This window comes from Streptomyces sp. NBC_01689, from assembly GCF_036250675.1.
GTDB lineage: Bacteria > Actinomycetota > Actinomycetes > Streptomycetales > Streptomycetaceae > Streptomyces.
Window position 1 is genome coordinate 5,043,090 of record NZ_CP109592.1, and the last position, 25,756, is coordinate 5,068,845.

Annotated in this window: 22 protein-coding genes and 2 tRNA genes; 8 read left to right on the forward strand and 16 right to left on the reverse strand. The window is 69.9% G+C overall.

The genetic code is table 11. The features are described from left to right. Positions 1–30: 30 nt before the first annotated feature. Positions 31–750, reverse strand: coding sequence for a class E sortase (locus tag OG776_RS21405; RefSeq protein ID WP_329323742.1), 720 nt, complete (start codon positions 748–750; stop codon positions 31–33). Positions 751–782: 32 nt separating this feature from the next. Then, entirely contained in the window at positions 783–1,562 is a 780-nt protein-coding gene (locus OG776_RS21410; RefSeq protein WP_148009307.1) for a DUF881 domain-containing protein, read from the reverse strand. Between the two features lie 142 nt (positions 1,563–1,704). Here OG776_RS21410 and crgA point away from each other — a divergent pair, with 142 nt between their 5' ends. Next, entirely contained in the window at positions 1,705–1,959 is a 255-nt protein-coding gene (gene crgA / locus OG776_RS21415; protein WP_148009306.1) for a cell division protein CrgA, read from the forward strand. A gap of 282 nt (positions 1,960–2,241) precedes the next feature. Here crgA and OG776_RS21420 read toward each other — a convergent pair whose 3' ends face one another. After that, a complete protein-coding gene (locus OG776_RS21420) occupies positions 2,242–3,156 on the reverse strand; it encodes a rhomboid family intramembrane serine protease (protein ID WP_148009305.1) in 915 nt (304 codons plus the stop codon). Between the two features lie 109 nt (positions 3,157–3,265). Next, entirely contained in the window at positions 3,266–3,799 is a 534-nt protein-coding gene (locus tag OG776_RS21425) for a peptidylprolyl isomerase (RefSeq protein WP_148009304.1), read from the reverse strand. A 312-nt stretch (positions 3,800–4,111) separates the two neighbouring features. Between OG776_RS21425 and OG776_RS21430 the strand changes: the two genes are divergently transcribed. After that, entirely contained in the window at positions 4,112–4,822 is a 711-nt protein-coding gene (locus tag OG776_RS21430; protein ID WP_148009303.1) for a DUF5324 family protein, read from the forward strand. 485 nt (positions 4,823–5,307) lie between these two features. On the opposite strand, the gene OG776_RS21435 is transcribed toward OG776_RS21430, so the two are convergent. Continuing rightward, positions 5,308–5,380, reverse strand: a tRNA-Ala gene (locus tag OG776_RS21435). Positions 5,381–5,560: 180 nt separating this feature from the next. Here OG776_RS21435 and OG776_RS21440 point away from each other — a divergent pair. Together OG776_RS21440 and OG776_RS21445 are read left to right on the forward strand one after the other, a co-directional pair. Next, positions 5,561–6,109: a helix-turn-helix domain-containing protein gene (locus OG776_RS21440; RefSeq protein WP_148009302.1), complete on the forward strand. Its 549-nt coding sequence runs from the start codon at positions 5,561–5,563 to the stop codon at positions 6,107–6,109. A gap of 149 nt (positions 6,110–6,258) precedes the next feature. Then, positions 6,259–8,133 carry a serine/threonine-protein kinase gene (locus OG776_RS21445; RefSeq protein WP_329322227.1) on the forward strand — a complete coding sequence of 625 codons (1,875 nt, stop codon included), beginning with the start codon at positions 6,259–6,261 and terminating at the stop codon, positions 8,131–8,133. 22 nt (positions 8,134–8,155) lie between these two features. Here OG776_RS21445 and OG776_RS21450 read toward each other — a convergent pair whose 3' ends face one another. Further along, positions 8,156–9,670: a hypothetical protein gene (locus OG776_RS21450; RefSeq protein WP_329322229.1), complete on the reverse strand. Its 1,515-nt coding sequence runs from the start codon at positions 9,668–9,670 to the stop codon at positions 8,156–8,158. Positions 9,671–9,878: 208 nt separating this feature from the next. Continuing rightward, positions 9,879–10,007, reverse strand: a complete 129-nt coding sequence (locus OG776_RS21455; protein ID WP_003999697.1) for a DLW-39 family protein — start codon at positions 10,005–10,007, stop codon at positions 9,879–9,881. A gap of 338 nt (positions 10,008–10,345) precedes the next feature. On the opposite strand from OG776_RS21455, the gene OG776_RS21460 reads away from it, so the two are divergent. Continuing rightward, positions 10,346–10,714, forward strand: coding sequence for a DUF6344 domain-containing protein (locus OG776_RS21460; RefSeq protein ID WP_148009301.1), 369 nt, complete (start codon positions 10,346–10,348; stop codon positions 10,712–10,714). A gap of 479 nt (positions 10,715–11,193) precedes the next feature. Here the strand turns inward: OG776_RS21460 and OG776_RS21465 are convergent. The 9 genes from OG776_RS21465 to dnaA form a co-directional block, all read right to left on the reverse strand. Next, positions 11,194–11,270: transfer RNA gene (locus tag OG776_RS21465), tRNA-Ile, on the reverse strand. A gap of 111 nt (positions 11,271–11,381) precedes the next feature. Continuing rightward, positions 11,382–12,161 (reverse strand): DUF3566 domain-containing protein, encoded by a 780-nt coding sequence (locus OG776_RS21470; protein WP_148009300.1) that lies wholly within the window; start codon positions 12,159–12,161, stop codon positions 11,382–11,384. 18 nt (positions 12,162–12,179) lie between these two features. Further along, on the reverse strand, positions 12,180–14,774 hold the full coding sequence (gene gyrA / locus OG776_RS21475; protein WP_148009299.1) for a DNA gyrase subunit A: 2,595 nt from the start codon (positions 14,772–14,774) through the stop codon (positions 12,180–12,182). 42 nt (positions 14,775–14,816) lie between these two features. Beyond that, a complete protein-coding gene (gene gyrB, locus OG776_RS21480) occupies positions 14,817–16,904 on the reverse strand; it encodes a DNA topoisomerase (ATP-hydrolyzing) subunit B (protein WP_148009298.1) in 2,088 nt (695 codons plus the stop codon). A 398-nt stretch (positions 16,905–17,302) separates the two neighbouring features. Further along, positions 17,303–17,875, reverse strand: coding sequence for a DUF721 domain-containing protein (locus tag OG776_RS21485; protein WP_187285614.1), 573 nt, complete (start codon positions 17,873–17,875; stop codon positions 17,303–17,305). Continuing rightward, on the reverse strand, positions 17,872–18,996 hold the full coding sequence (gene recF / locus OG776_RS21490) for a DNA replication/repair protein RecF (RefSeq protein WP_148009297.1): 1,125 nt from the start codon (positions 18,994–18,996) through the stop codon (positions 17,872–17,874). The genes OG776_RS21485 and recF overlap by 4 nt, the downstream gene beginning before the upstream one ends. 83 nt (positions 18,997–19,079) lie before the next feature. After that, the gene (gene gnd, locus OG776_RS21495) at positions 19,080–19,955 is read right to left on the reverse strand and encodes a phosphogluconate dehydrogenase (NAD(+)-dependent, decarboxylating) (protein ID WP_329322263.1); all 876 of its coding nucleotides are present in this window, start codon (positions 19,953–19,955) and stop codon (positions 19,080–19,082) included. 161 nt (positions 19,956–20,116) lie between these two features. Beyond that, complete coding sequence (dnaN, locus tag OG776_RS21500) at positions 20,117–21,247, reverse strand: DNA polymerase III subunit beta (RefSeq protein ID WP_148009296.1); 1,131 nt, start codon at positions 21,245–21,247, stop codon at positions 20,117–20,119. Positions 21,248–22,438: 1,191 nt separating this feature from the next. After that, positions 22,439–24,481 carry a chromosomal replication initiator protein DnaA gene (gene dnaA / locus OG776_RS21505; protein ID WP_148009295.1) on the reverse strand — a complete coding sequence of 681 codons (2,043 nt, stop codon included), beginning with the start codon at positions 24,479–24,481 and terminating at the stop codon, positions 22,439–22,441. A gap of 395 nt (positions 24,482–24,876) precedes the next feature. Between dnaA and rpmH the strand changes: the two genes are divergently transcribed. The 3 genes from rpmH to yidD are packed head-to-tail and all read left to right on the forward strand — an operon-like array spanning position 24,877 to position 25,754. Then, positions 24,877–25,014 carry a 50S ribosomal protein L34 gene (gene rpmH / locus OG776_RS21510; protein ID WP_006381191.1) on the forward strand — a complete coding sequence of 46 codons (138 nt, stop codon included), beginning with the start codon at positions 24,877–24,879 and terminating at the stop codon, positions 25,012–25,014. 18 nt (positions 25,015–25,032) lie between these two features. Beyond that, positions 25,033–25,404, forward strand: a complete 372-nt coding sequence (gene rnpA, locus OG776_RS21515) for a ribonuclease P protein component (protein ID WP_148009294.1) — start codon at positions 25,033–25,035, stop codon at positions 25,402–25,404. After that, complete coding sequence (gene yidD / locus OG776_RS21520; protein WP_148009293.1) at positions 25,401–25,754, forward strand: membrane protein insertion efficiency factor YidD; 354 nt, start codon at positions 25,401–25,403, stop codon at positions 25,752–25,754. Before rnpA ends, yidD begins: the two co-directional genes overlap by 4 nt. The last annotated feature ends 2 nt before the right edge of the window (positions 25,755–25,756 follow it).

A 25,756-nucleotide genomic window follows, 5' to 3' on the forward strand; every position in this document is an offset into this window, starting at 1 on the left:
ACCACCGGACCCACGCCGTACGGGACCAGACTAACGGCGGAGCGCCCCGGGTTTCCCGGCCTCCACAGGCTGTGTGGAATCCAGATGTGCCCAGACGATCAGCCGGTGGCTGTGCCCCCACTCCGGGTCGCAGGTGGTCAGCGTCAGGTAGCGGCCCGGAGCCGTATACCCGGACTTACGTGGCACAGGGTCGATCACCTCAACGTCCGTGGGCACGGTTTTGTAGGGGCCTTTGTCGATCCGATACGTGAACCAGGTGGTTCCGTCGGTCAGCACCACCGCGTCACCGCGTCGCAGCTCCGGGAAGTCCTCGAAGGGGTCGCCGTAGGTCCGGCGGTGTCCCGCGACGGCGAAGTTCCCCGTCTGCCCCAGCTGTGCCGTCCCCCGGTAGTGGCCGAGCCCCTTCTTCAGGACACTCGTTCCGGTGCCTTCGAGCACGGGTTTGTTCCACGTGAAACCGAGGCGCGGGATGTACATCACCGCGAAGGGCTTGCCGTAGGCGTACGAGGGCGGGCGCTTCGGGGTCCCGCCGGCCGCCGGTCGACCGGTCGCCGTCGGGGCGGTGGCGGGCTCCCCCGGCGGCCGCGCGAGTGCCCCCTTCGACCACTGCCGCTGCAGCTGGTCGATCTGGTGGTCCATCTCGCTGTCGGCCTTCACGCCCGTCCAGAACAGCAGGTAGACCACGAAGAGCACGATCAGCGTGCCGGTGGTGATGCAGAGCTCGCTCACCGTCCTGACGACCACTCGCACCGACACAGGCCCCCCAGCGGCAGCGGCTCCGGCTACTCCACAGGCTTCGCGTAGTGCAGATCCACTGTGCCCGAGTAGCCGGGAAGAGTCACCGTCCCGTTCTCCTCGACTTTCCAGCCGAGCCCGTAGACGTTGACGTACACCATGTAGTTCTGGATCGCCGGGGAGTCCGCGAGCGCCTTCTGGAGCTTCTCCGGGTCACCGACCGCGGTGATCTTGTAGGGGGGCGAGTAGACGCGTCCCTGCAGAATCAGCGTGTTGCCGACGCAGCGCACGGCGCTGGTGGAGATCAGCCGCTGGTCCATGACCTTGATCCCCTGGGCGCCGCCGAGCCACAGGGCGTTCACCACGGCCTGCAGGTCCTGCTGGTGGATGACCAGATAGTCGGGCTGCGGTTCGGGGTAGCCGGGCAGCTTGGCCGTCGCGTTCGGCGGGGCGTCGTTGAGGGTGACCGTGACGGCCTTGCCCTTGAGCGGCTTGGTGCCCGCCTTCTTCTCCAGCGCGGCGACCTTGTCGGTCTCGGCCCGGCTGCTGCCGTTCTCCCGCCCGGCGAGGCCGTCGACCTGGCCGCGCAGCGCGCCGTTGGAGTCGTCGAGCGACGCGTTCTTGTGGCTCCGCTCCTGGATCAGGTCGGAGAGCTTCAGCAGGGACGCGTCCGTGCGGATGTTGGTGCCCTTGGCCGTGTCGAAGCTGGTGAAGAAGATCAGCCCGGCGAGGGCGAAGACGGCCGCGGTGAGGACCCGAACGGGCCGGAAACGGCGCGAACCGGCAGGACTGGGACCCGTCCCTGGAGAGTCGGCAGAATTGCTCAACGTACCCTTATCTCCTTCGGCGCCGCGGAAGCACTACGCTAACGGACGCCCGGGGGAGCGCTCAGTGTCCCCTTGTACGCTGCCCCGGAGCCCGCCCCAGTTCCCTGCGCGGCCACGCAGCGCATCGACAGGAGAGACCCTCGTGCCGAAGTCACGTATCCGCAAGAAGGCCGACTACACGCCACCCCCGGCGAAGCAGACGACCAACATCAAGCTCACCAGTCGCGGCTGGGTCGCGCCGGTCATGCTGGCCATGTTCCTCATCGGCCTCGCCTGGATCGTCGTCTTCTACGTGACCGACGGCTCGCTGCCGATCGACGCGCTGGACAACTGGAACATCGTGGTCGGTTTCGGCTTCATCGCGGCGGGATTCGGCGTCTCCACGCAGTGGAAGTAGCGCTCCGCGACGGACACTCCGGCCGTTCCCGGACAGCTCTCCCCAGGGTTATCCACTGAGTTATCCACAACTGTTTTCCACAGGTGGAAAAAGAACGACGATCTGTGGATAACTCATCCAGGGTTGACGCCGGTGTGACTGGCCTACCGGGATCCGCAAGTCTGTTCGCCCCCTGTCCGACCTGGGAAAACTCGGGTCAGCGACAGGGGGCACAGCTGTTCCCACACAGCGTGCACAAGATCCGCGACCGTCTGTGGACAACAGAGCGACGACCAGGGCCGCTCAGGTGAGCTGAGCCGTCCTGACCAGCGTCGCGACCACCACCAGGGCGAGCACCAGCGCACAGACCCCGTACTGGACCAGGTTCCGCCGCTCGCGCGGTGCGTGGACCATCGCGTAGCCCACGACGACACCTCCCACGAGACCGCCGATGTGCGCCTGCCAGGAGATGCCGAAGGCGGGGGTGAAGGTGAAGATCAGGTTGATCACGAGCAGGGCGATCAGGGGGCGCAGGTCGTAGTTGCGACGGCGCATCAGGACGCCGGTGGCGCCGAAGAGACCGAAGATCGCGCCGGAGGCGCCGAGCGACGGCTGGTTCGGCGCGGCGAGGAGATACGTGAGCGCGCTGCCGGCGAGCCCCGACACGAAGTACAGCGCGAGGTAGCGGGCCCGGCCGAGGACCGCCTCCAGGGGGCCGCCGATCCACCAGAGGCTGAGCATGTTGAACAGGATGTGGACGTAGTTGCCGTGCAGGAACATCGACGTCAGCAGCCGGTACCACTGGCCTTCCGCGATGCCCTCGACCGAGCCGAGGACCGGCACGTACGCCCGGCCGATGAGGTCGAAGCTGTCGGTGAAGCGGTCGCCCACCGCCTGCTGCACCAGGAAGAGGGCGAGGTTGATCCCGATCAGGACCTTGGTGAGGAGCCGGGGGTCCGCGGCGACGGTGCCGCCCGCCAGGGTGCGCGGCCGGGAGGCCGACGGCGGATGTCCCGTGCCGGAGCCGCCCCGGACGCATTCGGGGCACTGGAAGCCGACGGCGGCGCTGACCATGCACTCGGGGCAGATCGGGCGCTCGCAGCGGCTGCAGCGCACACCGGTCTCGCGGTCCGGGTGCCGGTAGCAGGTCGGCGTCTTCCCGGTGTCCTGCGATCCCTGGTCCTGCGGGCCCTGTGGGCTGCCTGGTGCCTGGTCCATGGGGTCCCCTCGATCGGTCGTACACACTGCACCGCCCCGTCCATCCATACGGATGAACGGGGCGTTTGGTTCCCCGCTGGAGTCCTCGGGACCCCGCGGTCGGCCGGGCTCAGCCCTCGCGGGTCTCGACCACGACCGACTCGATGACGACGTCGTTGACCGGACGGTCGGTGCGCGGGTTGGTCTGGGTGCCCGCGATGGCGTCCACGACCTTCTGGCCGGCCGGGTTGACGACCTCGCCGAAGATGGTGTGCTTGCGGGTCAGCCACGCCGTCGGGGAGACGGTGATGAAGAACTGGGAGCCGTTGGTGCCGGGGCCCGCGTTCGCCATCGCCAGCAGATACGGCTTGTCGAAGGCGAGGTCGGGGTGGAACTCGTCCTCGAACTGGTAGCCCGGGCCACCGGTGCCGTTGCCGAGCGGGTCACCGCCCTGGATCATGAATCCGCTGATCACCCGGTGGAAGACCGTGCCGTCGTAGAGCTTGTCCGTGGACTTCGCACCCGTCTCCGGGTTGACCCACTCCCGCTCACCCGTGGCGAGCTCGACGAAGTTCCGGACCGTCTTGGGCGCGTGGTTCGGCAGGAGCCGGACTTCGATGTCGCCTTGGTTGGTCTTCAGGGTGGCGTAAAGCTGCTCGGCCACGATCTGCCTTCCGTTGCCTTCTTTTGACCCCCCGATCCTCGCACGGCCCGGACCCCGCGTCGCCCGACCGCCACCTCCGGGCGAACATCCCGTCCTCCCTCTTGCGGAAAACGCGTCGATTCCTCGCGCGGGCGGCGCCCGGAGCCGCGATCCGTGGCAGGGTCGGCGGCAAGGCCCGGTTGCCCCGTATGCCCCATCTCGCATGCCCTCCGGACGCGCGAGGGGCATGATCTCGAAAAGGGTGGAAAGGTGGACTGTGCCTGTTTGGGGTACTCGAACGCCCAAGTACGCCACCGAGGAGGAGGAAAACCCGTGACCCGCATTGACAGCGTGCGCGCCGCGACCGGCTCGGCGAAGGACAGCGTGCTGCACGCCGCGGAAGTGGTGGCGCCTTACGCCGACACGGCCAAGGACCGGGCCTCGCACTACGCGAACGAGGCACGCGTACGGCTCGCGCCCAAGATGACGCTGGCCGCAGAGCAGGCCCGCGTGCAGTACGACGCCCGTCTCGCGCCGCGGCTCGAGCAGGCGCGCGCCCATGTGCCGCCCAAGGTCGATCACGCCGCCCACGCCGCCCACACGGCCGCCGTCCGCACCCGCCAGGCGGCGCTCCAGGCCGCCGACTACACCAAGCCGAGAATCGAGCAGGCCGTGGCCGCGGCCCAGCCGGTGCGCGAGGAGGCCGCGGCACGAGGCGCGGCGGCGCTCGCGGCACTGCGCGGGCAGGTCTCCCCCAAGGAGATCGAGAAGCTGGTCCGCAAGCACCGGCGGCGGGCGAAGGCCGGCCGCGCGGTGAAGGGGCTGGCCGTCCTGGGCCTGCTGGCGGGTGGCGCCTACGCCGCCTGGAAGTGGTGGGACAAGCAGGCCAACCCCGACTGGCTCGTGGAGCCGCCCGCGGCGACGGAGGTGCCCGAACCGGGCCGCCTGACGTCGGTCGACGGCAGCGCCCGGACCGACCTCGACCCCGAGGTCCAGGCCAAGCAGGCCGAGGAGGAAGCGGCGAAGCGCGACGATCGCCACTGAACCCCCGCCCGGACCGGTCCGGGCAGAGGCTTCAACAACGCTGTGGGGCAGGAGACTTGAGGGTCTCCTGCCCCACAGCGTTGTTTCACGTGGAACAGGACGAGGGGGGCCCGGCGCCTGGCGCGTCGGGAAGGCGGCGGAGAACACGGGGAAGCTGCCCGTTTACGGGTTCCGTCCGTGATGACGTTTGCAACGACCCTCACGCACAACATCCACACAGACTCTCTTCACCGTGCGCATGGCCTTGATTACCCACCTCTGCTTGCGCCAGTTCACGCACGGCGCCGATGACGGACCACGAGGCCCGCCACGGGGCGCCGGCCACCCGCCGGGCGGCCCCGGCACCCTTCGACAGCACACCTCTTTGCGCAAACAAATGCAACGCCTGCGAATTCTCTCCTGTGACGCAGGTCACCAAGAGAGCCTCAAAGTGGGGCATACGAAAACCGGCCGGTCGCCCTGAAGGCGTCCGGCCGGTCCGAGTGTGGAGCCTAGGGGAGTCGAACCCCTGACATCTGCCATGCAAAGACAGCGCTCTACCAACTGAGCTAAGGCCCCGAAGAGAAGCGTCCGGCCGGTGCATTCCGCCACCGACTGGCGCCGGGCACCAGAGTACCGGGTCACCCCCGGTATCTCGCAAAAAGATTGGGGGTCCCCGTGGGCGACCACTCTCCGTAAGATGCTCGACGTGGTTCGCGATGGCGAACCACGGTATTGGGGAAGCGATGGGGAGACGCAATGGACGCCGCACAGCAGGAAGCAACCGCAAGAGCCCAGGAGCTGCAGCGGAACTGGTACGGGGAGCCGCTGGGGACGCTCTTCCGTAGGCTCATAGACGATCTGGGCCTCAACCAGGCGCGTCTTGCCGGGGTACTGGGCCTGTCCGCGCCCATGCTGTCGCAGCTGATGAGCGGCCAGCGTGCCAAGATCGGCAATCCCGCGGTGGTCCAGCGGGTCCAGCTGCTGCAGGACCTGGCGGGGCAGGTCGCGGACGGCAGTGTCAGCGCCGCCGAGGCGACCGAGCGCATGGACGAGATCAAGAAGTCCCAGGGGGGCTCCGTGCTCAGCAACACCACGCAGTCGACGAGCAGTTCGGGTGCGCCCACGGTCAAGCGCGTGGTCCGCGAGATCCAGTCGTTGCTGCGCTCGGTGGCGGCCGCCGGGGACATCATCGAGGCCGCCGACACCCTCGCTCCCACCCACCCGGAACTGGCAGAGTTCCTCCGGGTGTACGGCGCCGGCCGCACCTCGGACGCCGTCGCGCACTACCAGTCGCACCAGAACTGAGCCGACGGCCCGCAACCGAGCCGACGGTCCGGCCGACCGCACGCCCCGCGCTGGAGGGCCCGCAACGCCGTCCAGCGCCGCGTCCCGGGTCACCGGGCACCTCGCGGAAGCCGTAAGGACCGACTGCCGAAGGGGAGCGACGCACGACCATGGGTGAGGTCTTCGCCGGACGGTACGAGCTGGTCGACCCGATCGGCCACGGGGGAGTCGGAGCCGTGTGGCGCGCCTGGGACCGGCGGCGGCGCCGGTACGTGGCCGCCAAGGTGCTCCGGCAGAGCGACGCGCACGCGCTGCTGCGCTTCGTGCGGGAACAGGCGCTGCGGATCGACCATCCCCATGTCCTGGCGCCGGCCAGCTGGGCCGCCGACGACGACAAGGTCCTGTTCACGATGGACCTGGTCGCGGGGGGTTCCCTGGTCCACCTGGTCAGCGACTACGGCCCGCTGCCCCCCGCCTTCGTCTGCACCCTGCTCGACCAGCTCCTCTCGGGGCTCGCCGCGGTCCACGCCGAGGGGGTCGTGCACCGGGACATCAAGCCCGCCAACGTGCTGCTGGAGGCGACCGGGACGGCCCGGCCGCGGCTGCGGCTGTCCGACTTCGGCATCGCGATGCGGCTGGGCGAACCGCGGCTGACCGAGACCGACTACGTGGTGGGGACGCCCGGTTACCTCGCGCCCGAGCAGATGATGGGGTCCGAGCCGGACTTCCCCGCCGACCTGTTCGCCGTCGGCCTGGTCGCCCTGTACCTGCTGGAGGGCGCCAAACCGGACACCAAGGCGCTGATCGAGTACTTCGTCGAGAACGGCACGCCGTCCGCGCCCCAGGGCATGCCCGAGCCGCTGTGGCAGGTGGTGGCCACGCTGCTGCAGCCGGACCCCGCCGCGCGGTTCCGCACCGCGACGGGGGCACGCAAGGCGCTGGCCGCGGCCGCCGAACTGCTGCCCGAGCCCGGCCCCGACGACGAACTCGTCGAGGTCTTCGACCAGGTCGGCCCGCTCCCCACGGGGTTCGACCCCACGGGACCGGCCGGCACGGCGACCCGCCCCACCGCCGAATCCACGGCTTCCGGGCGCACGGATACCGGGTCCACTGCTTCCCAGTCCACGGCTACCGGGTCCCCCGGGGCCTTCTCCGGGCCGGCCTCCGGCCGGGGTACGGACCCCGCCCGAGGAGCCGCGCCCGGCCAGGGGTTCACCCCCTCCCAGGTCCCTGACCCGGCGCAGGCGCCGGGTTCCGGCCCTGACCCCGGTGCCGCCGCTGGTCCCGGCTCCCTGCCCGGTCCGGACACGGGCTCGGGCCCGGACGCCGACGGGGGCGCCGGTGGGGACGGATGGCCCGGGACGACCTCCAGAGGCGTGCTCCGGGGTCCTGGACCGGAGGCCGCGCGTCCGGAGCCCGACACCGGTGACGCACACCCCGAGGCCGCCCCGGGGGACGTACCGCCGCCTCCCGCACCGGACTTCGTCCCCCCCGAGTCCACGGACCCGGACTCCGCGCCCCCGAGGCCGTCCACGATGTCGGACACCGGGAGCTTCCATCTGCCGCCGCCCCGGGCGGCCACCCCGCACGCGCCCACCCGTCCGCATCACCAGCCCCAGGCGCAGCCACAGCCGCAGCGACAGCCCGAGCCCCGGTCCCCCGGCCACCCGCGGCAACCGGACCAGCCCCAACCGCACCCCCAACCGCAGCAGGCCTGGCACGAGACCCAGCGGCATCCCGTCCCGGGCCACCCGTGGCGTCCGCCCGAGCAGCCGCCCACTCCCCCCACCGCGGTCACCGTGCCGCACACGGCCCCCGTGTACGCGCAGCCCTTCGGTCCCCCGTCCGTGCCGGCCCCCGCCCCTCAGAGGCCCGTGGAACCCACCGTCGTGGAGCACCGGCACGCGCACGGCTCCGCCGGTTCGCACCGGGCCGTGCACCGGCGTGCGGTCCGTCCCGGACCACCGGCCCGGGTGGCCGTCCCGGTCCTGCTCCTCGCGCTGGCCTGCCTCGCGGTGGGTTTCTGGGCACTGACGCGGATCTGAAAACGCGCCCGCAGGATCGTTTCTACGGGCCCGGCGGCGCCCCGTGGTCCCCTGGCAGGGCGGGGGACGCCACGGGCGGAGCGGTCACTGCCGTGTCCCCCGCGGCCGACCACGCCCTCGCCCGTCGCCGTGCGATCGCCGTCCACACCGCGAGCACCAGCAGCAGCGCGGTTCCCGTGCCGAGGCCGCCCGCGGCGACCAGCTTCATGCGCGGGTCCGTGGCGCTGCCGACCGCGCCCGCCGCACGGTCTCCGCTGCCGTCCGCGCCTGCCGCCCCGCCGGAGATCCCCGCCGGGGCGGCGGCGGGCGGCGCGTCGAACACGTCCCGGGGGGCCGTCCGTCCCGCGTACGCCGGGCCAGCGTGGGCCGAACCCTCCACCCGTACGCGCAGCGTCAGCCCGAACGGCCCGTCGCCGAACCGGTCGGCGACCTGCCCGGCGAGGTGCACGGCGAGGTAGTAGGAACCAGCGAACCGCATGCTGCTGGTCCGGTCGTTGAGGGAGTAGCGGTTGTCGTAGGCGACGGGCGGCAGCGGATCCAGCGCCGTGGCCCGCTGGCCGCCGTCGTATCCGCTGCCCACGTCGTCGACGAACCCCCGGACGGGGTTGTAGAGGGACACCACGAGGGCCGTGCCCACGAACCCGTCACCGGCGGCCGAACTGCCCAGCTCCACGCCCGCGTAGACCTGCTGTCCCCAGTCGACCGGCACTCTGTAGAAGAGCGTCTGCCCCGGACTGATCCCGTCCTTCCAGACCCCCTTCCCGAGGGCGGTGGCCGTGGCGAACCCCGCACCGCCCGCCCGGGTCCGCGCGTCGCCCTGCAGGGCCTCGGGCGAGGCGGAGTTCCACGCCTCGGGGGCCTTCGTCGAACCGGCCTTCGTCAGGGCGGGTTCCGACACGTAGCCGAGTTCGAGATCCCAGTCGCCGGGGGAGGAGGACGCGGACGCCGACGAGCCGGACGTGTCGACGCGCTCGACGACCGCGTAGTACGTCCCCGCCGCCTGGCAGGAGTACTCGTCGGGGCCCGTCTCCCGGGAGGCCCAGGCGGCCAGGGGGCGCGAGCTCTCGGAGGCGCCGAACCGGGCGGCCGCCGAGGAGGAGCAGCGGCGGCCGTTGTCGTCCTGGACGGAGACCTTGACGCCGGCCGCGTAGGAGACCGTGGCACCCGGCCGGGGCACGGCGGTGGCGGAGACGTACGCGTCGGACGTGGCGTCCAGCGCGAGGCGGTAGTAGAGCCGGCCGCCCTCGCCGATCGAACTGCGGTACGTCTTCCCGGGCTCCAGCCGCGCCGCGTCCGTGGTGCTCGTGGCGCCCTCGACCGTCGTGTCGTCCTCGGCGTAGGCGTACGGCTTCGGTGTGCCGGTCCCGGTCAGGGGCGAGGCGGCCGAGGCGGTCCCCGCCGTCGCGGCCGTCACACCCAGCGCCGCTCCCAGGGCCAGGGCCCCGAGCGCCCGCCCGTACCGCGACGGTGCCCGCCGTCCCACCGTGCGCCGCCCCATCACACGCCACCCCTCGTCGTCACCCCGGATCGTGGCCATCCTGCCCCGCCGGCCACGGCTTCGCCCTTGCTATCCCCACAAACGGCCGAAATCCCGTGCCGGGACAGCGAGAGACTTCACTCCAGCAATCACTTCATACGCGAAAGCGAAGGGTACGGGGGCTCCGGCCGCGGGGCGACCGGTCCCGGGCAACACAAAACCCCGACCGCGAGGCGGCCGGGGTCTGCTCTGAGACTGGTGTCGGTACTCACGAACCCGTGGGCACGGAGTCAGTCGCCTCCGTCCACAGATCCTGCTCGGCGCGATCCGCCTGGATCTGGCGGTACACGAGGAGTCCGCCGATGGCGGCCAGTGCGACCAGGAGAAGCTTCTTCACCGCGCGACCTCGTCTTTCTTGACGTAGGGGACCTCTGGCGCCCGACTATACACACCGCCCGATATCGATCGGTGACCTGCGTCGACCCCCAACTCCCCACCGGTGGAGCGCAGTAGGACGGGGTGCGACCGCACCGATCTCAGGGTGATCACACCTCACACACGGTGACCCTTCCCTGTCTTTTCGTCCTCTTTCATGGTCTCCCGAGAGGCTTTGCGGCCATACGGGTGGTGTTCATCGGAACATCAACGCGCCATGAGCGTCGGTCCACCACTTCGCGGCCCGCTTACACATCATGAGGAAAGTACGCAAATCGCCTGACCCGAAAGTGAGGGGCCATGACCCAGAACAAGGTCATGAAGCTGTGGACCGTCCTCGTGACCGCCTTCCTGGCGCTCTGCACGACGCTCGGATTCATCACGACGACCGCGGCCGCCGCGGTACCGCAGTCCGGAACGACGCACGAGAGCACGGCCCCCGCGGCGGTGCCGGCGGCGACGGCTCCATGGACGGCCTCCTACAGCCGGGCCCTGCCCCCCACGATGAAGCAACGCATCCGCGCCGAGGCCCACGGCTCCTCACCGAGCTGCCGGCACCGCCCGCGGGTCGATGCCGAGGCGAGCGGCCTCGGCGCCCTCTGCGCCCCCGAGGCCATGACGGACCGCGACACGAGCCTCCAGCACGGCGAGGCGCCCCTCCAGCGCTGAGGCGCACCGCTCCACCCCGACTTCCCCGCCCCTCCTGCCCGATGTAGCGGCGACTTGCGTACACCGCCACACCTGACCGAAGGCCCGGCACCTCGAAAGAGCTGCCGGGCTTTCTCCTGTGCGGACGCCGGCGGGGAAACCCTGGGGAAAGGCTCCTTGCGGCCCCGGAGGATCGGTTCATGGCCGGTCGGCACGCCTCCGGGAAGCCGCCGGACGAGAACCGGACGGGGAGCACGTCCACGGTCCCGGGCTCCGGTGCGCGCCAGGACGGTGAACTCCCTGGAGGGGCCGGTCCCGGAGGGCCTGATCCCGGCTCGCACCGCTCCAGGGACCGTCGTGGCGGGGCCGTCAGCGCCGAACCACCGCCGGCTCCATGGAACTCGGTCGTCCCGCCCCACGGCCGAGGCTCATCACCCCACGGCGGAGACCCGTCACTCATGACGAAACCCCCGGTCCATGGGGACCGGGGGTTTTCGTACTGGTGGGGCTAACAGGATTTGAACCTGTGGCCTCATCCTTATCAGGGATGCGCTCTAACCAACTGAGCTATAGCCCCGCCGCGCTCTGCGGTGTGTGTCCCGCGCGCTGACCTCTGAAGATTAGCGCACGACGCGGTCAGTCCCAAAATCGGTATCCCGGGCCCCTGACGGAGGCCCGGGAGCCGCGGTCATTCGTCTTCGGCGAGCGTCAGCTCGATACCCCCGACGAAGCCCGCGGAGAGGTTGTAGATGAAGGAGCCGAGGGTCGCGAGCGCCGTGGCGAGCACGACGTCGATGACCGCGATGATCGACGTGAACAGCAGGACGTTCGGCAGGGAGAGGAACGACTGCAGGTCGAAGCCGTTCGACTCGTTCGACCCCGTCGCCTCGGAGATCGTGCCGCCGACCGTCGAGAAGACGCCCATGGCGTCCATGACCATCCACAGCACCGCCGACGCCACGATCGTGCAGATGCCGAGCGCGATGGAGAGCAGGAAGCTGACCTTCATCACCGACCACGGGTCGGTCTTGGCCACCCGCAGCCGCGCCTTGCGGGTGCGCGGTGTGGTGCGCGCCCCGGTCCGCGGCCGGCGCACGGCGCCCGACGGCGTCTGCGCCGCGTACGCCTGCGGCGGGTGATACGGCTGCGAGGACTGCTGCGGCTGCCGCTCCCCCGGCAGTGCGGAGTCGGGCGCCGGAGCGGCCGTCGCGGAGGCCGCGGGCGCGGCCGGCGGAGCGGTCGGCGCGCCGGGCGCCGCCTTGGTCGTGGCGGGACCGGCCGCGGCCGGTCCGCCCGGAGCCGCGGGGCCCGCTCCGGCCGCGTACTGCTGGCCCTGCGGACCTCGGGTGTCCGTCACAGTTCCCCCCTGGGATCCATGAGTGTCATGGGAGTCAGCCGATCCCGTGGCGGAGCCACGGCCGCCGTCCGTATCCCTACCGGCCGATCCGGCGCCCGTGGCTCCGCTCACGATGACTCACTCCTCGCGCTACTCGGACGAGGACTGCTCGCCCTCGTCCGTGCCGACGGCCTCGATGCCCTCGGCGGTCTCGTCCTCGGCGCCCTCGCCGTCGACTTCCTCGGCCTCGCGGCCGGCCTCGGCGTTACGTGCGATGCCGACCACGGCATCGCGCTTGCCCAGGTTGATCAGTTGGACGCCCATGGTGTCACGGCCCGTCTCCCTGACCTCGTTGACTCGCGTACGAATCACACCGCCGGAGAGCGTGATGGCGAGGATCTCATCGGTCTCCTCGACCACCAGCGCGCCGACGAGGGAACCACGGTCCTCCACGATCTTGGCGGCCTTGATGCCGAGGCCACCGCGACCCTGGACGCGGTACTCGTCGACGGCGGTCCGCTTCGCGTACCCGCCGTCTGTGGCAGTGAACACGAACGTACCGGGTCGAACAACATTCATCGAGAGCAGTTGGTCCCCCTCACGGAAACTCATGCCCTTGACGCCCGAGGTGGCACGGCCCATCGGTCGAAGTGCGTCGTCCGTTGCGGTGAACCTGATCGACTGAGCCTTCTTGCTGATCAGAAGCAGATCATCCTCGGCCGAGACCAGTTCGGCTCCGATCAGTTCGTCATCGGATCCGTCCTCCGTCTCCCGGAGATTGATCGCGATGACGCCGCCCGAGCGGGGGGAATCGTAATCCTTCAGTGGCGTCTTCTTCACCAGGCCGCCCTTGGTGGCCAGGACCAGGTAGGGCGCCGCCTCGTAGTCGCGGATCGCCAGGATCTCGGCGATCGCCTCGTCCGGCTGGAAGGCCAGCAGGTTCGCGACGTGCTGCCCGCGGGCGTCCCGGCCGGCGTCCGGGAGCTCGTACGCCTTGGCCCGGTAGACGCGGCCCTTGTTCGTGAAGAAGAGCAGCCAGTGGTGCGTCGTCGAGACGAAGAAGTGGTCGACGATGTCGTCCTGCTTCAGCTTCGCGCCGCGCACGCCCTTGCCGCCCCGCTTCTGCGAGCGGTAGTCCTCGGTCTTGGTGCGCTTGATGTACCCACCGCGCGTGATGGTCACGACGATGTCCTCTTCGGCGATCAGGTCCTCGATGGACATGTCACCGTCGAACGGCACCAGCTTGGAGCGGCGGTCCTCGCCGAACTTCTCGACGATCGCCGCGAGTTCCTCGCTGATGATGCCGCGCTGACGCACCGGCGAGGCGAGGATCTCGTTGTACTCGGTGATCTTCGCCTGGAGCTCGTCGTGCTCCTGGATGATCTTCTGACGCTCCAGGGCGGCCAGCCGGCGCAGCTGCATCTCGAGGATGGCGTTCGCCTGGATCTCGTCGATCTCCAGGAGGGCCATCAGGCCCTCTCGGGCGATCTCGACGGTGTCGCTGCGCCGGATCAGCGCGATGACCTCGTCGATGGCGTCCAGGGCCTTCAGGAGGCCACGCAGGATGTGCGCGCGCTCCTCGGCCTTGCGCAGCCGGAACTTCGTCCGGCGGACGATGACCTCGATCTGGTGCGCCACCCAGTGCCGGATGAACGCGTCGAGCGACAGCGTGCGCGGGACACCGTCGACCAGGGCCAGCATGTTGGCGCCGAAGTTCGACTGCAGATCGGTGTGCTTGTAGAGGTTGTTCAGGACGACCTTGGCGACCGCGTCCCTCTTGAGCACGATCACGAGCCGCTGGCCCGTGCGCGAGCTGGTCTCGTCGCGGACGTCGGCGATGCCGCCGACCTTGCCGTCCTTCACCAGGTCGGCGATCTTCTGCGCGAGGTTGTCGGGGTTCGTCTGGTACGGGAGCTCGGTGACCACCAGGCACTGGCGGTTCTGGATCTCCTCGACCTCGACCACCGCGCGCATCGTGATCGAGCCGCGGCCCGTGCGGTACGCCTCCTCGATGCCCTTGCGGCCCACCACGAGGGCGCCGGTCGGGAAGTCGGGGCCCTTGATGCGCTCGATCAGGGCGTCGAGCAGCTCCTCGTGGCTCGCCTCGGGGTTCTCCAGGTACCACTGGGCACCCGCCGCGACCTCGCGGAGGTTGTGCGGCGGGATGTTGGTGGCCATGCCGACCGCGATGCCCGCCGAACCGTTGATCAGCAGGTTCGGGAACCGGGCCGGAAGCACCGTCGGTTCCTGGTTGCGGCCGTCGTAGTTGTCCGTGAAGTCGACGGTCTCCTCGTCGATGTCGCGGACCATCTCCATGGACAGCGGCGCCATCTTGCACTCGGTGTAGCGCATGGCGGCGGCGGGGTCGTTGCCCGGGGAGCCGAAGTTGCCGTTGGAGTCCACCAGCGGCATCCGCATCGACCACGGCTGCGCGAGCCGCACGAGCGCATCGTAGATCGAGGAGTCGCCGTGCGGGTGATACGTGCCCATGACGTCGCCGACGACACGGGCGCACTTGTAGAAGCCCTTCTCGGGCCGGTAGCCGCCGTCGTACATCGCGTACAGCACGCGCCGGTGGACGGGCTTGAGGCCGTCCCGTACGTCGGGCAGCGCGCGGGAGACGATGACGGACATCGCGTAGTCGAGGTACGAGCGCTGCATCTCCGTCTCGAGCCCGACGGGCTCGACGCGGAGGACGGTCTCGCCGTCTTCTTCAGGCGTGCTCGGAGTGTTCTCGTCGGCCATTGCTGGTGAAGATCCTTTCTGCTGCGGTCAGCTGAGACCGACTCAGATGTCGAGGAACCGGACGTCCTTGGCGTTGCGCTGGATGAAGGCGCGGCGCGCCTCGACGTCCTCGCCCATCAGGACCGAGAACAGGTCGTCGGCCTGGGCGGCGTCGTCCAGCGTGACCTGGCCGAGAACGCGGTGCTCCTGGTCCATGGTCGTGATGCGCAACTCCTCGGCGTTCATCTCACCGAGACCCTTGAAGCGCTGGATCGAGTCCTCCCTGACGCGCTTGCCCGCCTGCCGGCCGAGCTCGGTCAGCGCGTCGCGCTCGCGGTCCGAGTAGGCGTACTCGAAGTCGTCCCTGCCCCACTTGATCTTGTAGAGCGGGGGGCGCGACAGGAAGACGTGCCCGGCCTCGACCAGGGGCCGCATGAAGCGGAACAGGAAGGTCAGCAGCAGGGTGTTGATGTGCTGGCCGTCGACGTCGGCGTCCGCCATCAGGATGATCTTGTGATAGCGGAGCTTCTCGATGTCGAAGTCCTCGTGGACCCCGGTGCCGAAGGCGGAGATCAGCGCCTGGATCTCCTGGTTCTGCAGGATCTTGTCGATCCGCGCCTTCTCGACGTTGAGGATCTTTCCGCGGATCGGGAGGATCGCCTGGTACTGCGGGTTGCGGCCGGACTTGGCGGAGCCGCCGGCGGAGTCGCCCTCGACGATGAAGATCTCGCACTTGGTGGGATCGTTCGACTGGCAGTCGGAGAGCTTGCCCGGCAGGGACGCCGTCTCCAGGAGGCCCTTGCGACGGGTCAGGTCACGGGCCTTGCGGGCCGCCACGCGCGCGGTGGCCGCCTGGATGGACTTGCGGATGATGTCCGCGGCCTCGTTCGGATTGCGGTCCAGCCAGTCCGTGAGGTGCTCGTGGACGACCTTCTGCACGAAGGTCTTCGCCTCCGTGTTGCCCAGCTTGGTCTTCGTCTGGCCCTCGAACTGGGGCTCGCCGAGCTTGACCGAGATGATCGCGGTCAGACCCTCGCGGATGTCGTCGCCCGTGAGGTTGTCGTCCTTCTCGCGCAGCAGCTTCTTGTCGCGCGCGTACCGGTTGATGAGACCGGTGAGTGCCGCGCGGAAGCCCTCCTCGTGCGTGCCGCCCTCGTGGGTGTGGATGGTGTTCGCGAAGGAGTAGACGCCCTCGCTGTAACCGGTGTTCCACTGCATCGCGACCTCGAGGGAGAGCATGCGCTCCTTGTCCTCGGCCTCGATGTCGATCACGGTCTCGTGGACGACGTCGCCCTTGCGGGAGTTCAGGTACTTCACGAAGTCGACGATGCCGCCTTCGTAGTGGTACGTGACGGTCTTGACCTCGGCCTTCTCGTCCGCCCCGGCCTCGTCGGCACCGGCCGTGGCCTTCGCCGACTCGCGCTCATCAGTGAGTTTGATCGTCAAACCCTTGTTGAGGAACGCCATCTCCTGGAAGCGCCGCGAGAGCGTCTCGAAGGAGTACTCCGTGGTCTCGAAGACGTCGGGATCGGCCCAGAACGTGACCGTCGTACCGGACTCGTCCGTCTCCTCGTTGCGCTTCAGCGGGGCCGTGGGAACGCCCAGCTTGTAGTCCTGCGTCCAGCGGTGGCCGTCGCGCCTGACGTCGACCGCGACCTTGCTGGACAGCGCGTTCACGACCGACACACCGACGCCGTGCAGACCGCCGGAGACGGCGTACCCGCCACCGCCGAACTTGCCGCCCGCGTGCAGCACGGTGAGTACGACCTCGACGGCCGGCTTGTTCTCGGACGGAACGATGTCCACCGGGATGCCGCGGCCGTTGTCGATCACGCGCACGCCGCCGTCGGGCAGGATCGTGACGTCGATCGTGTCCGCGTGGCCGGCCAGCGCCTCGTCGACGGAGTTGTCCACGACCTCGTAGACGAGGTGGTGGAGTCCGCGCTCACCGGTCGAGCCGATGTACATGCCGGGTCGCTTGCGGACCGCGTCCAGACCCTCGAGGACGGTGATGGCACTGGCGTCGTACGAGGCCGTGACCTCGCCGTTCGAGGCGGCGGTGGCCCCGGCGACGGCGCCTTCGTCGGTGGACGGGATGTTCTCGTTGGGGTTGCCGGAATCGGCCACGAAGCGCCCTTTCTGGCACAGCACAAACCAGGCTCGTCGGCGGGTTGCCGGAGCGGCTGCGGCACGTTGCGTTGGTAAGCCTTGATCAGCGTTGCTCAGCTTCTCCCGGACGGTCCCCACAAGTGGGGCGGGATTAGCTTCCAGTCTACCGGTAGCGCCGACAGTGATGGGGGTTTGCCGGTACCTGAGTCCGCATGTGCCGCCCTGAACCGGCCTCGCCCGACTCCCCATATACGGCCCTGGGCTCAAAGTGGCTCACAGCGGCACTCAGCGCTTCCGGGTGTCAACCCTTGGCTACTGTGGAGTCAGGTCGGTGTTCGCAACCGCGTTCGGTCGTCCGGACCTGGGGGAACGCCCGCGTCCGGCCGGCGGTCCGCGCGGGCCCGGAGCACCGGTGGCCCGCCGGTCCACGCGGGCCGGGATCACCCGTAGGTGTCGCCCGGACCCGTGCTGCCAGGAGCGCGGAGGGGCCCGAACCGGCGCGCGGGACCCCCCGGACCCTGCACCTTGATCAGCCTCACCGTGCCGTGCCCGAGGTCCTGGTTCAGCCGCGCGACCAGCTGCGGGGCGAGCAGCCGCAGCTGGGTGGCCCAGGCGGTCGAGTCGCACTGCACGGTCAGCACCCGCTCGGCCGGGTCGTCGTCGTACCGCAGCGGGACGCAGTGCTTGGCCAGGTCGTCGCCGACGATCTGCGGCCAGCGCCCCATCACCCCGCCCACCGCGGCCGGGGTCTCCCACCCTCGCTCGGTCAGCAGCCGGTTGATCGCGGCGCCCAGTGCCATCGGGTCGCGCCCGTCGGCGCGCGCGCCGGAGCGCAGCCCGCCGCGGCGGGCCTGCCTCTTCTGCTGGGCCGCGTCCCCCCGCGCGCGGGCCTGTTCCTTCGCGGCGCGCAGTGCCACGCGCGCGAGGTCGACGCCACTCGGCTCGGGGGTCTTCCCGACGCCCTGGCCGGACGGCTTCGACGGCTCCGGGATCAGTGGTGTGTTCTCCGTCATACCCGCTCCACCGTGCCCTCCGAGACGGCGTAGCGGGTCCCCGCCAGGACACCCGGCACGTCGTCGTCGACCGCCGCCGTCACGAGGACCTGCTCGCCGGGGGCCACGAGCTCCGCGAGGCGCTCCCGCCGGCGGCTGTCCAGCTCGGCGAAGACGTCGTCGAGGACCAGGACCGGCTCGTTGCCCTCGGCCCTCAGCAGGTCGTAGGAGGCGAGGCGCAGCGCCAGGGCGTACGACCAGGACTCGCCGTGCGACGCGTATCCCTTGGCGGGCAGTTCGCCCAGCTTGAGCAGCAGCTCGTCCCGGTGCGGGCCCACCAGGGTGACGCCCCGTTCGATCTCCGGCTTACGGGACTCCGCGAGGGCCTCCATCAGCTGCTCGTACAGCTCCTCGCGGGTGTGACCGGTGAGGACGGCCGAGGAGGGCTTGTACTCCAGGGCGACGGGGCCCCCGCCCGGCGCGAGCTGTTCGTACGCCTTGTCGGCCAGCGGCTGGACCGCGGCGACCAGGTCGAGCCGCTGGGCGAGCAGTTCGGCGCCCACCCGCGCGAGGTGCTGGTCCCACACGTCGAGCGTGGAGAGATCCATGGTGCGGCCGCCGTGCCGACGGGCCAGCGCGGCCGACTTCAGGAGGGTGTTGCGCTGCTTGAGGACCCGGTCGTAGTCGGAGCGGACGCCCGCCATCCGCGGCGAGCGGGCGGTGATCAGCTCGTCGAGGAAGCGGCGGCGCTCCCCGGGGTCGCCCTTGACCAGCGCGAGGTCCTCGGGCGCGAACAGCACCGTGCGCACGATGCCGAGCACGTCACGGGGCCTGACCTGCGAGGACCTGTTGATACGGGCACGGTTGGCGCGCCCGGGGTTCAGCTCCAGTTCGACGAGCTGCTGCCGTTCGCCCTGTCTGACGCTCGCACGGATGATCGCCCGCTCGGCGCCCATCCGCACCAGGGGCGCGTCGGAGGAGACGCGGTGGCTGCCGAGGCTCGCGAGATAGCCGACCGCCTCGACCAGGTTCGTCTTGCCCTGTCCGTTGGGGCCCACGAACGCGGTGACGCCCGGGTCGAGCGGGACCTCGACCCGGGCGTAGGAGCGGAAGTCGGCCAGCGACAGATGCGTGACGTGCATGGTCGTTCGCCGACCTCCCCCAGGGGTGCGGATCCCCGGCCCTGCGGCCGGTGGATCTGTGGATGCGGATGTGGATCTGTGGATTACTTCGGCTCGACGGCGTGGCCGCCGAACTGGTTGCGGAGTGCGGCGATCATCTTCATCTGCGGGGAGTCGTCCTGGCGGGAGGCGAATCGGGCGAAGAGGGAGGCGGTGATCGCGGGGAGGGGTACGGCGTTGTCGATGGCGGCCTCGACGGTCCAGCGGCCTTCGCCGGAGTCGTCGGCGTAGCCGCGGAGTTTGTCGAGGTGTTCGTCGTCGTCGAGGGCGTTGACGGCGAGGTCGAGGAGCCAGGAGCGGATGACGGTGCCTTCCTGCCAGGAGCGGAAGACCTCGCGGACGTCGGTGACGGAGTGGACCTTCTCCAGGAGTTCCCAGCCCTCGGCGTAGGCCTGCATCATGGCGTACTCGATGCCGTTGTGGACCATCTTGGAGAAGTGGCCGGCGCCGACCTTGCCGGCGTGGACGAAGCCGGAGTCGCCTTCGGGCTTGAGGGCGTCGAAGACGGGCTGGACGCGGGCGACGTTCTCGGCGTCGCCGCCGACCATGAGGGCGTAGCCGTTCTGCAGGCCCCAGACGCCGCCGGAGACGCCGGCGTCGACGAAGCCGATGCCCTTGGCGGCGAGTTCGTCGGCGTGCTTCTCGTCGTCGGTCCAGCGGGAGTTGCCGCCGTCGACGACGGTGCCGCCGGGTTCGAGGAGGTCGCCGAGCTGGTCGATGGTGGACTGGGTGGCGGCGCCGGCCGGGACCATCACCCACACCACGCGGGGGGCTTCGAGCGCGCCCACGAGTTCTTCGAGGCTGTGGACATCGGCGAGTTCCGGGTTGCGGTCGTATCCGATGACGGTGTGGCCTGCGCGGCGGATCCGCTCGCGCATGTTGCCGCCCATCTTGCCGAGGCCGACGAGACCGAGCTCCATCAGTTGTTCCTTAGGTTTTCGACGTGGCGTGAGGGCACTTTCGTACCTGTGTCCGAGCCTAAACCCGGACTCTCACGCACACCTGTGGGCATAGCCGCTCAGGCGTACGTCCCACCTGCGGATTCGCCCGCCGGTCCGGTCGGCCGGCGGGCTCGCACCGCTCAGCCGGACAGGCGCACCGGCATGATCAGGTACTTGTAGGCCTCGTCCGCCTCGGCGTCCACGGCGGGCTTGCCGCTCAGCAGCGCGGGCTTCGTGGAGGTCGTGAACGACAGCTGCGCGACCGGGGAGTCGATGGCGCTCAGGCCGTCGAGCAGGAAGGTCGGGTTGAAGGCGATCGAGACGTCGTCGCCCTCCAGCTGCGCGTCGACCCTCTCCACAGCCTGTGCGTCGTCGCTGGAGCCGGCCTCCAGGATCAGCACGCCCTGCTCGAAGCTCAGCCGCACCGGGGTGTTGCGCTCGGCGACCAGGGCCACGCGCTTGACGGCCTCCACGAAGGGGGCGGTCTCGATCACGGCGATCGAGTTGAACTCCGTCGGGAACAGCGAGCGGTACTTCGGGAGGTCGCCCTCCAGCAGCCGGGTCGTGGTACGGCGGCCGGCGCCCTCGAAGCCGATGAGCCCCTCGCCCGCGCCGGAGCCGGACAGGGCCAGGATCACGCTGTCGCCGCTCGTGAGGGCCTTGGCGGTGTCCAGGAGCGTCTTGGCGGGCACCAGGGCGACCGCGGACGCCTCCGGGTTCTCCGGCTTCCACAGGAACTCGCGGACCGCGAAGCGGTAGCGGTCGGTCGAGGCCAGCGTGACCGTGTCGCCCTCGATCTCGATGCGCACACCGGTGAGGACGGGCAGCGTGTCGTCGCGTCCGGCGGCGATGGCCACCTGGGCGGCGGCCGAGGCGAAGACCTCGCCCGGGACGGTGCCGGTCGCCGACGGCATCTGCGGCAGGGCCGGGTACTCCTCCACAGGCAGGGTGTGGAGGGTGAACCGGGAGGAGCCGCAGACCACGGTCGCCCGTACACCGTCTGTGGAGATCTCCACCGGGCGGTTGGGGAGGGCGCGGCAGATGTCCGCGAGCAGGCGGCCGGAGACCAGGACCGTGCCCTCTTCCTCGATCTCCGCGTCCACGGAGACCCGCGCCGAGACCTCGTAGTCGAAGCTGGAGAGGCTCAGGGCACCCTCCTCGGCCTTCAGAAGGAGGCCGGCGAGCACAGGCGCCGGTGGACGGGCCGGGAGGCTGCGAGCCGCCCAGGCCACTGCCTCCGCGAGTACGTCGCGTTCCACCCGGATCTTCACCGTTGCCGCCTCCGTCTGTTGCCGGCGCTCTCGCCCTGCTGGCCTTCGTCGTCTGACTCGGTGTCTTCGGACCCTGTGAGGGGAAGGACACCGGGGAACAGTCTGACGCACCGCACTGACAGTCGGTGCCCCTCGGGGTCAAGTCGTACCGGGCGGCAGTCGGGGCTCCGGGAGCGAGTTGTGCACAGCCCCCGCTTCGAAACGATTCCCAGGCTCTCTCTAGTTGGTCTTAGTAGTAGGGCCTGTGGATACCGTGGATAACCCTGTTTTCGCAGGTCAGACCGGATTTTTTGTCCACCGTGCCTGTGGGCGGAGGCGGTGGAAAACCGGGGGCGTCTGTGGACGGCGAAAAGTTCTGCACACTCGATGCACAGCCTCGGGCCACTTCTCCCCAGCGCCGTCCCCAGCTTTACCCCGGTTCCCCACAGCCCAACCCGGCACCTTGGTGTGACGCCTTTCACTCGACACGGTGAGGGAGCGCGTCTCGTTGCCGAACAGTGGACAGGGGTGTGGAGAAGCTGGGGTTCACTGGGGAAAACGGGCGCCGACCTGTGGGTTGTCGGTGGACAACTGCCTGCACACCCTGTGGATCATTTCCTTGTCCACAGTCTGTGGAAAGCCTTCGTCCACGAATCCACAGGCAGTTGACCTGGCTCGATGGTCCTACGGCCGCACGCCCTGTGGACACGATCGGGACAACTTCGCGGTCCCCAGGGTGTGGACGCCAGAAAGTCACCGAATCTGTGGAGGGTGGCCGTAACCCTGCTTGTATTCGAACAGACGGTGCCGAGTACATGACCTTCGCGCGGCGCCGCACGGCCGCCGGACGCGGGGGCGGAGGGCTCCGGAGCGCGTCAGGGAGCGCCGGAACGGTCCTCATGGGCACGCGCGGACGGTGCTTCCAGGGGCCTGGGCGAAGCGGAGCACGGGTGGGGAGCCGTCGGCGGGGCGTCCGGGCGGGGTCGGTCGGACGGCGGGGCAGGAGGAGCAGGGGAGGCAGGGGAAGCCGAGGGGCCGAGGCGCGCTGAGCGGCGATGAGGGGCGCTGAGGGCGGTGCCGCGTGGGCCGGCCGATGAGGATGCCGCGGAGGGGGACGACGCACGGAGCGGGACGAAGGGGGACGGGAAACAGAGGGCGCCCGCGGGAACCTGTCCCGGGGCGCCGTGGGCGGGCGGCGTACCGCCGCGTCCGTCAGCCGTTCTTGATGCGGTTGGTGAGCTCGGTGACCTGGTTGTAGATCGAGCGGCGCTCGGCCATCAGCGCGCGGATCTTGCGGTCGGCGTGCATGACGGTCGTGTGGTCGCGGCCGCCGAACTGCGCACCGATCTTCGGCAGCGACAGATCCGTCAGCTCGCGGCACAGGTACATGGCGATCTGGCGCGCCGTCACCAGGACGCGGCTGCGCGAGGACCCGCACAGGTCGTCCACCGTGAGCCCGAAGTAGTCGGCGGTCGCCGCCATGATCGCGGTCGCGGTGATCTCCGGGGCCGAGTCCTCGCCGCCCGGGATGAGGTCCTTCAGGACGATCTCCGTCAGACCGAGGTCCACGGGCTGCCGGTTGAGCGACGCGAACGCCGTCACCCGGATCAGCGCGCCCTCCAGTTCGCGGATGTTGCGCGAGATCCGCGAGGCGATGAACTCCAGGACCTCCGGCGGGGCGTTGAGCTGCTCCTGCACCGCCTTCTTGCGGAGGATCGCGATCCGGGTCTCCAGCTCGGGCGGCTGGACGTCCGTGATCAGGCCCCACTCGAAACGGTTGCGCAGCCGGTCCTCCAGCGTCACCAGCTGCTTGGGCGGCCGGTCGCTGGAGAGCACGATCTGCTTGTTCGCGTTGTGGAGGGTGTTGAAGGTGTGGAAGAACTCCTCCTGCGTCGACTCCTTGTCCGCGAGGAACTGGATGTCGTCGACCAGCAGGATGTCCATCTCGCGGTAGCGCTTGCGGAAGCTGTCGCCCTTGCCGTCGCGGATGGAGTTGATGAACTCGTTGGTGAACTCCTCGGAACTCACGTACCGCACCCGGGTGCCCGGGTAGAGGCTGCGGGCGTAGTGCCCGATCGCGTGCAGCAGGTGCGTCTTGCCGAGGCCCGACTCCCCGTAGATGAAGAGGGGGTTGTACGCCTTCGCCGGCGCCTCGGCGACGGCGACCGCGGCGGCGTGCGCGAAGCGGTTCGAGGCGCCGATCACGAAGGTGTCGAAGAGGTACTTCGGGTTGAGGCGCGCGGTGGGCTCACCCGGGCCGGAGGCCGGCGCGGGCTTGGCGGCCAGGGGGCCGGGGGCGCCGCTGGAACTCGGCAGCGCGGGGCCGCCGCGGTGCAGCGGGCCGCCGCCCGAGGACGGGTCCTGGAGGTCGCGGCGGTCGGGACGCTGGTCGTAGTCGGAGCGCGGCTGGTCGTAGTCCTGGCGCTGCTGCTCGTAGGGCGGGCGCTCCATCGACTGCGGTCGGTAGTCCTGCGACGGCGAGGCGTACGGGTCGCGCTCGGGGAAACCGAGGCGCTGCTGCTGCCAGCCGTAGTCGTCCTGCCCGTGCCGGGGCCAGGCGCCGGGTTCCGGACGCTGGTAGTCCGGGTACGCGGGGCGGGCGGTCGGCAGCTGGTCGCCGGGAGCGCCGGGAAGCTGGTCGCCGCGGCCTCCTCGGTGATCGCCCCGGTGGTCGCCGCGGTGGTCCTCACGGCGGTCGTCACGCCGCTCTTCCCGCCGGTCGTCGGCGCGGTGGCGTCCGTATCCCTCGTAACCGTCGCGGCGCGGGGGCTCGTACACGGTGCGGTCCTCGCGGCGCGGCTCGTAGCCGTTGTGGTCGTCACGGCCCTGGGTGTCGTAGCCCGAGCGCTCGTCGCGGGCCTGACCGCCGAAGGAATTGCGGTCCTCGCCGCCCTGGCCGTCGTATGTGTCACGGCCCTGGCCCTGCGAGGCCTCGGGCTCCTCGTACCGGGGCGGGACGGGAGGCGGCGGGGGCTCGCCGGCCGAGTCGTCGACGGTGATCGCGATACGGATCGGCCGCCCGCACTCGCGGCTCAGCGTCTCGCTGACGATCGGCGCGAGGCGTCCTTCCAGGACGCCCTTCGCGAACTCGTTCGGAACGGCGAGCAGCGCCGTGTCCGCGACCAGGGCCAGGGGCTGGCACCGCTTGATCCAGTGCTCGTCCTTCACCTCGACACCCTGACCGCGGCCCTCACCGAGGAGTTGTTCGAGTACTCGTGGCCACACTGCGGCAAGATCGGCAGGTACGTCAGCCACAGGGCACGCTCTCTCACGGGTCCCACGAACGTGTGGTTCTGGGAACAGGTTGGGAAGTCAGTCGGGTGGGACGGGGAACAAAACCGCTGGGGCGGGGGGAAGGGAACGAATCGGAGTTCAGCCACGGTAGTCAGGGCGACCGCTGTGGTTCAAGTTGTTGTCCCCAGCCTGTGGACAGTGTCTCTCGCCAGGTGCTGGTTTGACCGAATGGCGGAGCCGCGCGTACCGTAACCAGGTCGAGTTGTCGATGGCTGCTGCCGCCTGCCTCCGATGGGCACAGATCGCGAAAAGTGATCGGGAAGCGGTGCACTCGGGCGTAATGCGAGCTACTCGTGGGCGCACGGTGACAGCCAGGACGGCACCCCGCCACCACCGATTCTTTCTGGAGCCCCCGAGTGAGCAAGCGCACCTTCCAGCCGAACAACCGTCGTCGCGCCAAGACCCACGGCTTCCGCCTGCGGATGCGCACCCGTGCCGGCCGCGCGATTCTCGCGAACCGCCGTGGCAAGGGTCGCGCGAGCCTGTCCGCCTGATCATTTACAGGTCATGACGTGCTGCCTTCCGAGCATCGGCTGAGGCGGCGCGAGGACTTCGCGACCGCGGTACGCCGAGGACGCCGGGCCGGACGCCCGCTCCTCGTCGTCCACCTTCGTAGCGGTGCAACGGACCCGCACGCGCCTGGGGAGAGCGCTCCCCCGACGCGTGCGGGTTTCGTCGTGAGCAAAGCCGTGGGTGGAGCCGTCATACGCAACGTGGTGAAGCGCAGACTCCGCCATCTCATGCGTGACCGGATCGGCCTGCTGGCCCCCGGTAGCCTGGTAGTCGTACGAGCGTTGCCCGGTGCGGGCGACGCCGACCATGAACAGCTGGCCCAAGACCTGGATGCCGCTCTTCAGCGGCTGCTGGGAGGGGGCGCGCGATGAAGTACCCGCTGCTGGCTCTCATAAAGCTGTACCAGTGGACGATCAGCCCGCTGCTCGGGCCGGTGTGCAAGTACTACCCGTCGTGCTCCCACTACGGCTACCAGGCCATCGACCGGCACGGTGCGATCAAGGGAACGGCACTCACCGCCTGGCGCATCCTCCGGTGCAATCCGTGGTCACCGGGCGGCGTGGACCATGTCCCGCCGCGCAAGCGTCCGCGGTGGCACGAGATGGTGCGCAACGCCTGGCGCGCACGCAAGGGCGGGACCTCCGCCGCCGAACCGGCCACCGGGGAGACCACTGCCCCGGGCCCGGCCGCCGAGACCCCGTCCCATGCTCAAGGAGCCTGATT

Bases quoted from the DNA above. Each gene is read 5' to 3' on its own strand.
- OG776_RS21420 (WP_148009305.1), bottom strand. From the start codon at position 3,156: ATGGACCAGGCACCAGGCAGCCCACAGGGCCCGCAGGACCAGGGATCG.
- OG776_RS21440 (WP_148009302.1), top strand. From the start codon at position 5,561: ATGGACGCCGCACAGCAGGAAGCAACCGCAAGAGCCCAGGAGCTGCAG.
- OG776_RS21445 (WP_329322227.1), top strand. From the start codon at position 6,259: ATGGGTGAGGTCTTCGCCGGACGGTACGAGCTGGTCGACCCGATCGGC.
- OG776_RS21450 (WP_329322229.1), bottom strand. From the start codon at position 9,670: ATGGCCACGATCCGGGGTGACGACGAGGGGTGGCGTGTGATGGGGCGG.
- OG776_RS21460 (WP_148009301.1), top strand. From the start codon at position 10,346: ATGACCCAGAACAAGGTCATGAAGCTGTGGACCGTCCTCGTGACCGCC.
- gyrA (WP_148009299.1), bottom strand. From the start codon at position 14,774: ATGGCCGACGAGAACACTCCGAGCACGCCTGAAGAAGACGGCGAGACC.
- OG776_RS21485 (WP_187285614.1), bottom strand. From the start codon at position 17,875: ATGACGGAGAACACACCACTGATCCCGGAGCCGTCGAAGCCGTCCGGC.
- recF (WP_148009297.1), bottom strand. From the start codon at position 18,996: ATGCACGTCACGCATCTGTCGCTGGCCGACTTCCGCTCCTACGCCCGG.
- gnd (WP_329322263.1), bottom strand. From the start codon at position 19,955: ATGGAGCTCGGTCTCGTCGGCCTCGGCAAGATGGGCGGCAACATGCGC.
- yidD (WP_148009293.1), top strand. From the start codon at position 25,401: ATGAAGTACCCGCTGCTGGCTCTCATAAAGCTGTACCAGTGGACGATC.